The 12,259-nt window shown below is 61.8% G+C and carries 10 protein-coding genes; 8 read left to right on the top strand and 2 right to left on the bottom strand.

The window, feature by feature from the left end; translation table 11 throughout:
• Nucleotides 1–7: 7 nt before the first annotated feature.
• Nucleotides 8–517 carry a type VI secretion system lipoprotein TssJ gene (gene tssJ, locus FW764_RS06825; RefSeq protein WP_446433288.1) on the bottom strand — a complete coding sequence of 170 codons (510 nt, stop codon included), beginning with the start codon at nucleotides 515–517 and terminating at the stop codon, nucleotides 8–10.
• A gap of 56 nt (nucleotides 518–573) precedes the next feature.
• A complete protein-coding gene (tagH, locus tag FW764_RS06820) occupies nucleotides 574–1,950 on the bottom strand; it encodes a type VI secretion system-associated FHA domain protein TagH (RefSeq protein WP_446433287.1) in 1,377 nt (458 codons plus the stop codon).
• 404 nt (nucleotides 1,951–2,354) lie between these two features.
• On the opposite strand from tagH, the gene tssA reads away from it, so the two are divergent.
• The 8 genes from tssA to tssH all read left to right on the top strand — a co-directional run bounded on the left by tssA (nucleotide 2,355) and on the right by tssH (nucleotide 12,202).
• Nucleotides 2,355–3,374 (top strand): type VI secretion system protein TssA, encoded by a 1,020-nt coding sequence (tssA, locus tag FW764_RS06815; protein ID WP_446433286.1) that lies wholly within the window; start codon nucleotides 2,355–2,357, stop codon nucleotides 3,372–3,374.
• A 54-nt stretch (nucleotides 3,375–3,428) separates the two neighbouring features.
• Nucleotides 3,429–3,935 (top strand): type VI secretion system contractile sheath small subunit, encoded by a 507-nt coding sequence (tssB, locus tag FW764_RS06810; RefSeq protein ID WP_017135823.1) that lies wholly within the window; start codon nucleotides 3,429–3,431, stop codon nucleotides 3,933–3,935.
• 2 nt (nucleotides 3,936–3,937) lie between these two features.
• Nucleotides 3,938–5,434 (top strand): type VI secretion system contractile sheath large subunit, encoded by a 1,497-nt coding sequence (tssC, locus tag FW764_RS06805; protein ID WP_446433285.1) that lies wholly within the window; start codon nucleotides 3,938–3,940, stop codon nucleotides 5,432–5,434.
• A gap of 151 nt (nucleotides 5,435–5,585) precedes the next feature.
• Nucleotides 5,586–6,074 carry an Hcp family type VI secretion system effector gene (locus FW764_RS06800; RefSeq protein WP_005792512.1) on the top strand — a complete coding sequence of 163 codons (489 nt, stop codon included), beginning with the start codon at nucleotides 5,586–5,588 and terminating at the stop codon, nucleotides 6,072–6,074.
• Nucleotides 6,075–6,167: 93 nt separating this feature from the next.
• Nucleotides 6,168–6,683, top strand: a complete 516-nt coding sequence (gene tssE / locus FW764_RS06795) for a type VI secretion system baseplate subunit TssE (RefSeq protein ID WP_005792513.1) — start codon at nucleotides 6,168–6,170, stop codon at nucleotides 6,681–6,683.
• A complete protein-coding gene (tssF, locus tag FW764_RS06790; RefSeq protein ID WP_446433284.1) occupies nucleotides 6,680–8,539 on the top strand; it encodes a type VI secretion system baseplate subunit TssF in 1,860 nt (619 codons plus the stop codon). Before tssE ends, tssF begins: the two co-directional genes overlap by 4 nt.
• Nucleotides 8,503–9,546 (top strand): type VI secretion system baseplate subunit TssG, encoded by a 1,044-nt coding sequence (gene tssG, locus FW764_RS06785; protein WP_446433283.1) that lies wholly within the window; start codon nucleotides 8,503–8,505, stop codon nucleotides 9,544–9,546. The genes tssF and tssG overlap by 37 nt, the downstream gene beginning before the upstream one ends.
• Nucleotides 9,539–12,202, top strand: coding sequence for a type VI secretion system ATPase TssH (gene tssH / locus FW764_RS06780; RefSeq protein WP_446433282.1), 2,664 nt, complete (start codon nucleotides 9,539–9,541; stop codon nucleotides 12,200–12,202). The genes tssG and tssH overlap by 8 nt, the downstream gene beginning before the upstream one ends.
• Nucleotides 12,203–12,259: the final 57 nt, after the last annotated feature.

Genomic DNA, 12,259 nt, shown 5'->3' with positions numbered 1-12,259 from the left:
TTGCTTGTTATTGGGCAGGGCTGGATGGGGGAACCACGACGTCGGCGCGCACGGCGCGTACATCGAGGCTGATCTGGTATTCGGTGTATTGGCGCGCTGGCACGATGAGTACCGTGCGCCATTGCGCGCGATCCAACTCGCGATAGCCCACCAGCAAGCCGATCTGGCGGGTGGACGGATCGAGGTCGCGCTGGATGCTCAGTTGCTGGCCGGGCTGCACCATCACTTCGTCCTGGTCCAGCAGGTCGAGGCCGAGGGTGGATTGCGCGCGATCAGCCAGCGCAAAGTAGTCGGCGCGACTGAAGGTAGCGGCGTTTTTCAGTTCGAAGATGCGCACGCGCACCGGCGCGGCCTGGCCGTTCGCGCCGGGGTTGAGCCCGGCAATCGCGTGAAAGTGCAGCTCGATGGCGGCGGTGCCAGCCTCAGCTTCGGCGGCCGCCTCGGGCTTGGCGGCATCCTTGGCACACGCCGTCAATAGCAGCGCTGTGGCGGCTGCGAGTAAAAACCTGGGAATCATCCTGCGTCCTCAATGACGTACTTAGCTATCCGTTTTATCCATTACTGCGTCGCGAATTAACGACGCTGTCGTGCGCTGTGTTCTTCGTAGGCTCGGCTGAATTCGCGGCCGAACAGGTCCTGGAAATCTTCCTGGGCCTCGCGGGAAATATTGCTGTAGAGCTCGGTGAACTGCTGCCAGTACTGGGCCTGGCGTGAGCCGTTGAAAAGGCTCGACAGCCCAACAGGCTTGCCCATGCGCTCTTCCAGCTGCGCCGGTTCAAAACGCATGAGCAGGTGTTTGATCGCCGCTTCCACGCCGGCCATCACGGCCAACTGGTGGGCGCGCAGGTCGTCGAAACTGTCGCGCACAGCGATATCCGGCGCCATAAACGCTTGGTTTCCATGACGAAGCAGCAGCAGTAAGGCTTCGTCGGCGTTCGGTGCAAATTTCAACGGATTGTTTTCGGCGGGCTGAATCATCGTCTGCTGCATGCGGAACTCGCCCTTGAGGCTGGCGCGGGCACGCAACACGTCGATCAAGCCTTCAACCATCAACCGATAGCTGCGACCGATGCTTTCCATCTGTGCTTCTGCTTGGGCCTTGTCGAGGCGCAATTGGTCGAGGCCAGCGCCACGCAGGAAAGCTTGCAGGAGGTCGGGCTGTTGACTGTCGGCCATGGGAAGCACGGACTCGACCACAGGTGGCGGCGGGATGACCGTAGCGGGTGTCGGGATGACCGCAGCAGGTGGCGGTGGTGGCGACGCAGGCGGCGGCGCGCTGACGACCGGTGCCGACGTATCGCCAAACAGGTCCCAGTCTTCGGGAATCACCGAACCGGACACCATCGGTGTCTCAACCACCGGCCTCTCAACCACCGGTACGGCGACCGGCGTCGGCGGGCGGAAGTCGTGTTGCTCGGACGGCACGTGGTCTGCCACGGTCGGTGGTGGCACGGCGGCGGGGCTGAGGAAGTCGAACAGGTCCGGCAGCGTGTCCATCGACGAGGCCCCCTGGAACTGCGGCGCGATCACCGGTGTGGCCGCTGGCGTACTAGCGACAGCGCCCATCAGCGCTTCAAAACTGTTCGGCGAATCACCGGCAAACGCCTGGCTGTCGACGGCTTGCACGTTGAAGTCGATGCGCGCCTGGATCTCATAATCGCCGATGCGGATCAGTTCGCCATCTTGCAGCAGCTCGCTGTTGCCCCTGCGCAGACGGATGCCGGCGTTAACCAGCTCAACACCGTTGGTGCTGTTATCGGTCAAATAATAACGGCCATCTTTGTATTGAATGACGCAGTGCTGTGAAGAAACCAGGCGCTCAGGGTCAGGCAATACCCAGTCATTATCCGAGCTGCGGCCGATAGCCAACGAGCCCTGGTTCATTGACTTTTCGGGGCACTGCCCTGGGGTAATCTTGTGATAACTAGTAATAGTCAAACACAGCGACATCTTGCCTCCTTGCTGATACTTCGCGCGCAGTCGATTCCCGGGGACGACGATTCCCCAGAGATCCCACCAGGTCGTGAAATCGACCCTCACAGCCTGCTAATGCCAGCATCATCGCTGATCTTAACTGGGCTCCATGACAAAAATCCTATTCAGGTGCACCACTCGACTCACCGGTCGCGCAGGTTGTTAAACACCGCACATCTGTCACAGAGGGCGAATAGCTTACCTTGACAAGGCCTAACTACTACACCAAAAATGCACAACTTCTTGAATACCAATGATGGCACTTTGAAATCAACTTGAGTTCAAAGTTCCAGTATGACCAAGAAAACATGCCTAGTTCATCGTGCAACTAGTGCATGAATTGCCCGCCATTTAACGGGCTGATAGGGAGATCAATTTCAGTGGATGTGCCGTTGCTGCTCACCGCCGTTTCCGCGACTTCGCCGTGTGGCGAAGACATGGAATATGACGCGGACTTTCTCCACCTGGAGCGTGCCGCCAAGGGCCAACCCGAGCGCAGCATGGGCGACTCGATCCTGCCTGCTGAACCGCCGGATTGGCGCAGCATCCAGCAACAAAGCCTCGACTTGTTGCAGCGCAGCAAAGACCTGCGCATCACCCATTTCCTGCTGCAAAGTTCCCTCGCCCTCCAAGGTGTCGCCGGACTAGCCGACACCCTCACGCTGATCAACGCGCTGCTGCGCGAATACTGGGCCGACCTGCACCCGCGCCTGGATGCCGACGACGATAACGACCCCACCGTGCGCATCAATGCCCTGTCCGGCTTGACCAGCGATGCGACCATTCGCCTGCTGCGCGAAAGCATCCTCACGCGCTCGCGCACCTTCGGCCCCGTGAGCCTGCGCGCCGCGCTGAACGCCAGCGGCTTGATGAGTTTCCCCGACGAACAGCTCGGCGCCCAGCAACTCAGCGCCGCGTTCCTCGACAGCGACCCCGAACAACTGAAAGCCACCCGCGATGCCTTGAGCGCCGCACGTGCCGCCTGCGAAGCCATCGAACAACAGGTCAGCGACCAGGTCGGTTCGGCCCAGGGCGTGGACCTCAGCCTGTTGAAGCAACCGCTCAAGCAGGCGCTGCAAGTCCTCAACCAATGCGTACCGAACAGCGATACCAGCAGCGAGCCCGAGGCCGTCAGTGACGACAATGCCCCCTCGGTTGAATACGCCGCTGCCCCCGCAGCCCCGCGCCCGACCGGCGACATCGCCAACCGCGATGACGTGCTGCGCAGCCTCGACAAGATCCTTGCGTACTACACCCGACACGAGCCTTCGAGCCCGCTGCCGGTGCTGTTGAACCGGGCGAAGAATCTGGTGCATGCCGACTTTGCGGCCATCGTGCGCAATCTGATTCCCGACGGCATGTCCCAATTTGAAAACCTGCGCGGCCCGGACGGCGAGTAAGCCGCCCAGCTGTGCAGTAACAACACCGTCGCTCAAGCGACCAGGAGCAGCAACGTGGCGAAGCAAAGTTCTCAGAAATTCATCGCGCGCAACCGCGCGCCTCGAGTGCAGATCGAGTACGACGTCGAGCTTTACGGCGCCGAGAAAAAGGTCCAACTGCCCTTCGTGATGGGTGTGATGGCCGATCTCGCCGGCAAGCCTGCCGAACCGCTCGCGCCCGTGGCCGACCGCAAGTTCCTTGAAGTGGACGTCGACAATTTCGACTCGCGCCTCAAGGCCATGCAGCCACGCGTGGCGTTCCACGTACCGAACGAGCTGACCGGCGAAGGCAACCTGAGCCTGGACATCACCTTCGAAAGCATGGACGACTTCAGCCCGGCCGCCGTGGCCCGCAAGGTCGACTCGCTTAAGCAGTTGCTCGAAGCCCGCACCCAATTGGCCAACCTGCTGACCTACATGGACGGCAAGACCGGCGCTGAAGAAATCATCATGAAGGCGATCAAGGACCCGGCACTGCTTCAGGCACTTGCCAGCGCGCCTAAGCCAGCAGGGGACCAGTAATCATGACTGACAATACCGCCCGCGAAGGCGCTCAGAACCTGGGCGCAACCGAGGAAACCAGTGAGTTCGCATCCTTGCTGATGCAAGAATTCAAACCCAAGACCGAGCGTGCCCGCGAAGCCGTGGAAACCGCCGTACGCACCCTGGCCGAACAGGCTCTGGCGCAGACGGACCTGGTATCGAATGACGCGATCAAGTCGATTGAATCGATCATCGCCGCCATCGACGCCAAGCTCACCGCCCAGGTGAACCAGATCATCCACCACCAGGATTTCCAACAGCTGGAAAGCGCCTGGCGTGGCCTGCACTACCTGGTCAACAACACCGAGAGCGATGAGCAACTGAAGATTCGCGTGCTCAACATCTCCAAGCCGGACCTGCACAAAACCCTGAAGAAATTCAAGGGTACGGCGTGGGACCAAAGCCCGATCTTCAAGAAGATGTACGAAGAAGAATACGGCCAGTTCGGCGGCGAACCGTACGGTTGCCTGGTAGGCGATTACTACTTCGACCAATCGCCACCCGACGTCGAACTGCTGGGCGAGCTGTCGAAAGTCTGCGCCGCCATGCACGCCCCGTTTATCGCGGCAGCGTCACCGACCGTGATGGGCATGGGCTCGTGGCAGGAACTGTCGAACCCGCGCGACCTGACCAAGATCTTCACCACCCCGGAATACGCCGGCTGGCGCTCGCTGCGTGAATCGGAAGACTCGCGCTACATCGGCCTGACCATGCCGCGCTTCCTCGCACGCTTGCCGTACGGCGCCAAAACCGACCCGGTGGAAGCCTTCGCCTTCGAAGAAAACACCGACGGTGCCGACAGCTCCAAGTACACCTGGGCCAACGCTGCGTACGCGATGGCGGTGAACATCAACCGTTCGTTCAAACACTACGGTTGGTGCTCGCGCATCCGTGGTGTCGAGTCCGGCGGTGAAGTGGAAAACCTGCCGGCCCACACGTTCCCGACCGATGACGGTGGCGTGGACATGAAGTGCCCGACTGAAATCGCCATCAGCGACCGCCGTGAAGCAGAACTGGCGAAGAACGGTTTCATGCCGCTGCTGCACAAGAAAAACACCGACTTCGCCGCCTTCATCGGCGCCCAGTCGTTGCAGAAACCGGCCGAATACGACGACCCGGACGCCACCGCCAACGCCAACCTGGCCGCGCGTCTGCCGTACCTGTTCGCCACGTGCCGTTTCGCCCACTACTTGAAGTGCATCGTGCGCGACAAGATCGGTTCCTTCAAAGAGAAGGACGAGATGCAGCGCTGGTTGCAGGACTGGATCCTCAACTACGTCGACGGCGACCCGGCGCACTCCACCGAAACCACCAAGGCCCAGCACCCATTGGCTGCCGCTGAAGTAATCGTGGAAGACGTCGAAGGCAACCCGGGTTACTACAACTCGAAGTTCTACCTGCGCCCGCACTATCAGCTCGAAGGGCTGACCGTGTCGCTGCGCCTGGTATCGAAGCTGCCTTCGGCGAAAAGCGCGTAAGTAAAAGCGAACTCGCTCTACTGTGGGAGCGAGCTTGCTCGCGAAGGCGCAGTGTCAGTCAGCACATGTATTGACTGATCCAACGCCTTCGCGAGCAAGCCCGCTCCCACACAAACCAAATCGAGTGGCGCACGCCACACAGGGAGAAAACATGGCTGTTGATATTTTCATCAAGATCGGCGACATCAAGGGCGAGTCCATGGACAAAGCCCACAAGGACGAAATCGACGTGCTGAACTGGAGCTGGGGCATGGCCCAGTCCGGCAACATGCATGTTGGCGGTGGCGGCGGCGCAGGCAAGGTGAATATCCAGGACCTGTCGCTGACCAAGTACGTCGACAAGGCCTCGCCGAACCTGATGATGCACTGCGCCAGCGGTAAGCACATCGACAAGGTCAAGCTGACCGTGCGTAAGGCCGGGGGCGAAAGCCAGGTCGAGTACATGGTGATCAACCTGGAAGAAGTGCTGGTGACTTCCCTGAGCACCGGCGGCTCGGGCACGGATGATCGCCTGACCGAAAACGTCACCCTGAACTTCGCTCAGGTGATGGTCGACTACCAGCCGCAGAAAGCCGACGGCACCAAAGACGGCGGCGCGATCAAGTTTGGCTGGAACATCCGTTCCAACACCAAGCGCTGATAGCCCTGTGGCCGTGGCACCCCGCCACGGCCACAGGCATATGCCCCCGCGTAAAAACCGTCCCCCTCACACCCCGTCCGTGGAGCTGCTTTAGTGGTAACTGAAATCGCTTCCCGCGACCGTCTGCAACCGTCCCTGTTGGACCGGTTGACCGACGACGACCCAACCAATCCCAAGGAAAGCGCCGACAAACGCGTGCTGTCCCTGACCCAATTGAAAGCCTCGGTTTTGCGCGACCTGGCGTGGCTGCTCAACACCACGTCGTTGCTGGATGCCGATGCCACGCTGCACACCCCAGCCGGTACGTCGGTGGTCAATTACGGCCTGCCGGCACTCGCGGGCAACAGCGTCTCCAGTGTCGACATCAAGGCCCTGGAAGCCCTGATCTACCAGGCGATCGCCACGTTTGAGCCGCGTATTTTGCGCCACACCCTGCGCGTCAAAGCCCGCGTCGGCCATGGCGAGATGAACCATAACGCCCTGAGTTTCGAGATCGAAGGCGACCTGTGGGCGCAGCCGGTGCCGCTGCGCCTGTTGCTGCAAACCGACCTCGACCTGGAATCCGGCCATGTGCGCGTAGTGAATGCCGACCAGCGGAGGCGCCCATGAACCCGCGCCTGCTGGAGCTGTACAACCAAGAGCTGCACCATGTGCGCGAAAGCGCCGCCGAGTTCGCTAAGGAATACCCGAAGATCGCCAGTCGGCTGACCCTGTCCGGTATGGACTGCGCCGACCCGTACGTCGAACGTTTGCTCGAAGGCTTTGCCTACCTCACCGCCCGCGTGCAACTCAAGCTTGACGCCGAGTATCCGACCTTCACCCACAACCTGCTGGAAATCGCCTACCCGCACTACCTGGCGCCGACGCCGTCGATGACCGTGGTGCAGTTGCAAACCGACCCCGACGAAGGCTCGCTGGCCAGCGGCTTCCCGCTGCCTCGCGACACCGTCTTGCGTGCCGCATTGGGCCGCGAAACCCAGACCTGCTGCGAGTACCGCACCGCGCACCCGGTGACGCTGTGGCCGTTGCAGGTCAGCGGTGCCGAGTACTTCGGCAACCCCGCCGCCGTACTCGGCCGCCTGGCTGCCAGCGAGCCGAAAGCCAAGGCCGGCTTGCGCCTGACCCTGCGCACTGGCGCCGAACTGCCATTCAACAGCCTCGACCTCGACAGCCTGCCGCTGTACCTGAGCGGCGCGGATGAACAGCCGTTCCGCCTCTACGAACAACTGCTGGGCAATGCCTGCGCGGTGTTTGCACGCAAGCCCGGCGGTGATTGGGTCGAGCGCCTGCCGCAAGACGCCCTGCGCGCCAAAGGCTTTGACGATGCGGACGCGGCCATGCCGGTGGTGGCCCGCGCGTTCCAGGGCTATCGGCTGCTGCAGGAATACTTTGCCCTGCCCCAGCGCTTCCTGTTCGTCGAATTCGCCGAGCTGAGCCGTGCGGTCAAACGCTGCGACGGCCAGGAGCTGGAGCTGATCGTGCTGTTCGACCGTCACGAGCCGAGCCTGGAAGGCAGCGTTGGCGCCGCGCAGTTCCTGCCGTTCTGCACACCAGCGATCAACCTGTTCCCCAAACGCGTGGACCGTATCCATTTGTCCGACCGCATCAACGAACACCATGTGATCGCCGACCGCACGCGGCCGATGGATTTCGAGATTCACTCGCTCAGTGGTATCACCGGCCATGGCACCGGGCCGGAGCAGCCGTTCCTGCCGTTCTATGCGGTGCGCGACCCGTCACGCTATGGGCGCGATCAGGCTTACTACACGCTGCGTCGAGAGCCCCGCGTGTTGTCCAGCGACCAACGCCGCAATGGTCCGCGCTCTACCTACGTGGGCAGCGAAACCTTTGTCAGCCTGGTCGACAGCCAGCAAGCGCCTTACCGCCATGACTTACGCCAACTTGGTGTGACCGCGCTGTGCACCAATCGCGATTTACCGCTGTTCATGAGCGTGGGAAACGGCAAGACCGACTTCACCTTGGCCGACAGCGCGCCGGTGTTGTCGGTGCGCTGCGTCTGCGGGCCGAGCCGCCCGCGCGCCAGCCACGCCCACGATGCCAAGGCCTGGCGCCTGATCAGCCAGTTGTCGCTCAACTATTTGTCGCTGAGCGAGCAAGGCCAGGGCGCCGCTGCCTTGCGCGAACTGTTGCGCTTGTATGGCGACAGCAACGACGCGGCGCTGCAATTGCAGATCGAAGGGTTGCGCGAGGTCAGCAGCAAAGCGGTGACCCGCCGCTTGCCGATGCCCGGCCCGATTGTGTTTGGCCGCGGCTTGGAAATCACCCTGGAATTCGATGAAAACGCGTTTCGCGGCACCGGCGTGTTCCTGCTCGGTGCGGTGTTGGAGCGCTTTTTGGCACGTTATGTGTCGATCAACAGTTTTACCGAGACGGTGATCCGTACCACCGAACGCGGCGAGATCATGCGATGGAAAGCCAAGCCCGGGCGTCGTCCGACCCTGTGAACACACTGAATGCGATGCATCAGGAGCCCTGGGAATACGATTTCTTCCAGGCGCTGCGGCGTATCGAGTGCGAATCGCCGGACCTGCCGCGCCTGGGCCATTCCCTGCGCCTGGCGGATGACCCGTTGCGCCTGGGGCAGCAAGCCGATTGCACCTTCGCCCCAGCCACCCTGGCTTCGGTCGATCCCGGCGGCGACGGCAAGCCGGCGCGGCTGGAGCAATTCTTCTTCGGCCTCGGCGGCCCCAACGGCCCGCTGCCGCTGCACATCACCGAGTACGTGCGTGAACGCCAGCGCAACAACGCCGACAGCACCAGCAAACAGTTTTTGGATGTGTTCCATCATCGCTTGCTCAGCCTGTTTTACCGAGCCTGGGCCGAGGCGCGGCCGACGGTCAGCCACGACCGCCCGGACGATGATTACTGGTCGGCACGCCTGGCGGCACTGAGTGGTAGGGGCATGCCGAGCCTGCTCAACCAAGGGCTGATTCCTGACACGGCGAAGCTGCATTACAGCGGCCACCTGTCAGCGCAAACCCGCTATCCGGACGGTTTGAAGGCGATTCTCGGCGAGTACTTCGGCCTGCCGGTGGAGATCGAAGAATACGTCGGCCAATGGCTGAAATTACCCGAACGCAGCCGCGTGAGTGTCAGCGCCAACCAACTGGGCGTGGACTTCTGCCTGGGCAGCCACGTGTGGGATCGCCAGCATAAATTTCGTATCCGCCTCGGCCCACTCAACCTGGATGACTACATGGGCATGCTGCCCGGCAGCCAGCCATTCAACGAGCTGGTGGCGTGGGTGGCCGAGTACCTGGGCCATGAATTGGACTGGGACTTGAACCTGGTTTTGCAACAACCTGAAGTCCCGAAGCTGCAGCTTAACGGCCAGTTCCGCCTGGGCTTCAACACGTGGCTCGGCTGCCCCGCGCACGACGCCAACGACCTAATCCTGGCACGGCACTACGCCGATCACGCCACCACCCCAAGGAATCCAGAGCATGGGTGAAATCAGTCGCGCCGCACTGTTCGGCAAACTCAACAGCGTGGCCTACAAGGCCATCGAAGCCGCCACCGTGTTCTGCAAACTGCGGGGCAACCCGTATGTGGAACTGGCTCACTGGTTTCACCAGTTGCTGCAGTTGCAGGACTCGGACCTGCACCGCATCATCCGCCAGTTCAACGTGGAGCCGGCGCGCCTGGCCCGTGATCTGACCGAGGCCCTGGACCGCCTGCCACGTGGTTCAACGTCGATCACCGACCTGTCGTCCCATGTGGAAGAAGCCGTGGAACGCGGCTGGGTCTACGGCAGCCTGATGTTTGGCGAAAGCCAGGTGCGCACAGGCTACCTGGTGCTGGGCATTCTGAAGACGCCGAGCCTGCGCCATGCGTTGCTGGGTTTGTCTGCCGAATTCGACAAGATCAAGGCCGAAGCCCTGAGCGAACGCTTTGACGAATACGTCGGCGACTCGCCCGAGAATGCGTTGAGTGCCAGTGACGGCTTCAACGCCGGCGCCGTGCCCGGCGAAGCCAGCGGCGCGATGGCGCCGAGCGCGATGGGCAAGCAGGAAGCGCTTAAGCGCTTTACCGTGGACCTGACCGAACAGGCGCGTAGCGGCAAACTCGACCCAATCGTGGGCCGTGATGAAGAAATCCGCCAGTTGGTGGATATCCTGATGCGTCGTCGTCAGAACAACCCGATCCTCACTGGCGAAGCTGGCGTAGGCAAGACCGCAGTGGTCGAAGGTTTCGCCCTGCGCATCGTCGCCGGTGACGTGCCGCCCGCGCTCAAAGACGTGGAGTTGCGCAGCCTTGACGTGGGCTTGCTGCAAGCCGGCGCCAGCATGAAAGGCGAGTTCGAACAGCGCCTGCGCCAAGTGATTGAAGACGTGCAGGCCTCGCCCAAACCGATCATCCTGTTTATCGACGAAGCTCACACCCTGGTGGGTGCCGGTGGCGCCGCCGGGACCGGTGACGCGGCCAACCTGCTCAAGCCCGCCCTCGCCCGTGGCACCTTGCGCACCGTCGCCGCCACAACCTGGGCCGAGTACAAAAAACACATCGAAAAAGACCCGGCACTCACCCGCCGCTTCCAAGTAGTGCAAGTCGCCGAGCCATCGGAAGACAAGGCGCTGCTGATGATGCGCGGCGTGGCCTCGACCATGGAAAAACACCATCAGGTGCAGATCCTTGATGAAGCCCTGGAAGCCTCGGTGAAGCTGTCGCACCGCTACATTCCCGCCCGCCAGTTACCGGATAAATCCGTGAGCCTGCTGGACACCGCCTGCGCCCGTGTTGCCATCAGCCTGCACGCGGTGCCCGCCGAAGTGGACGACAGCCGCCGCCGTATCGAAGCGCTGGAAACCGAGCTGCAAATCATCGCCCGCGAGCATGCGATTGGCATCGTGATTGGCGCGCGCCAACGCAACAGCGAAGCACTGCTGAGCGCTGAGCGTGAACGCCTCGCGACCTTGGAAAGCCGCTGGGCCGAAGAGAAAGCGCTGGTGGATGAGCTGCTCGCCACTCGCGCGACGCTGCGTGAAAAAGTCGGTGAGGTCGACAGCGGCAACGATGAGTTGCGCGCTCAACTTGTGGACCTGCAACAGCGCCTCACCGCTCTGCAAGGCGAGACTCCACTGATCCTGCCGACCGTCGATTATCAAGCCGTCGCTTCGGTGGTCGCCGACTGGACCGGCATACCGGTGGGCCGCATGGCGCGCAATGAACTGGAGACGGTGCTCAACCTCGACCAGCACCTGAAAAAACGCATCATCGGCCAGGACCATGCCCTGCAGATGATCGCCAAGCGCATCCAGACCTCCCGCGCCGGGCTCGACAACCCGAGCAAGCCGATTGGCGTGTTCATGCTGGCCGGCACATCGGGTGTGGGCAAGACCGAAACCGCGCTGGCGCTGGCCGAGGCCATGTACGGCGGTGAGCAGAACGTGATCACCATCAACATGAGCGAGTTCCAGGAAGCCCACACCGTGTCGACCCTCAAGGGCGCGCCACCAGGCTATATCGGCTACGGCGAAGGCGGCGTGCTGACCGAAGCGGTACGGCGCAAACCCTACAGCGTGGTGCTGCTGGACGAGGTGGAAAAAGCCCACCCGGACGTGCATGAAATCTTCTTCCAGGTGTTCGACAAGGGCGTGATGGAGGACGGCGAAGGCCGGGTGATCGACTTCAAAAACACCCTCATCCTGCTGACCACCAACGCCGGTACTGAGCTGATTTCCCAGGTCTGCAAAGACCCGGCGAATATCCCTGAGCCGGAAGAAATCGCCAAGGCACTGCGCCAACCACTGCTGGAGATTTTCCCACCGGCGCTGCTCGGCCGTTTGGTCACGATTCCTTACTACCCGCTGAGCGACGAGATGCTCAAGGCGATCACCCGCCTGCAACTGAACCGCATCAAAAAGCGCGTGGAGACTAGGCACAAAGTTGCCTTCGATTACGACGACGCGGTGGTCGACCTGATCGTCTCGCGCTGCACCGAAACCGAAAGCGGCGGGCGCATGATCGACACCATCCTCACCAACAGCCTGTTGCCGGACATGAGCCGTGAATTCCTCACGCGCATGCTCGAAGGCAAGGCGCTGGCGGGTGTGCGTATCAGCAGCCGGGATAACGAATTGCACTACGACTTCAGCGACGCCGATTGACCTGACGGAATGCGATCACAACTGTGGGAGAGAGCAAGCCCCCTCCCACAGTTGGAT

The sequence above is a fragment of the Pseudomonas sp. 1152_12 genome (assembly GCF_052850675.1).
This window is presented reverse-complemented; position numbering and strand designations above follow the sequence as displayed.

Coding starts and splice junctions, on each gene's coding strand:
- tssJ (WP_446433288.1), bottom strand. CDS start 517: ATGATTCCCAGGTTTTTACTCGCAGCCGCCACAGCGCTGCTATTGACG.
- tagH (WP_446433287.1), bottom strand. CDS start 1,950: ATGTCGCTGTGTTTGACTATTACTAGTTATCACAAGATTACCCCAGGG.
- tssC (WP_446433285.1), top strand. CDS start 3,938: ATGACTGACAATACCGCCCGCGAAGGCGCTCAGAACCTGGGCGCAACC.
- FW764_RS06800 (WP_005792512.1), top strand. CDS start 5,586: ATGGCTGTTGATATTTTCATCAAGATCGGCGACATCAAGGGCGAGTCC.
- tssF (WP_446433284.1), top strand. CDS start 6,680: ATGAACCCGCGCCTGCTGGAGCTGTACAACCAAGAGCTGCACCATGTG.
- tssG (WP_446433283.1), top strand. CDS start 8,503: ATGGAAAGCCAAGCCCGGGCGTCGTCCGACCCTGTGAACACACTGAAT.
- tssH (WP_446433282.1), top strand. CDS start 9,539: ATGGGTGAAATCAGTCGCGCCGCACTGTTCGGCAAACTCAACAGCGTG.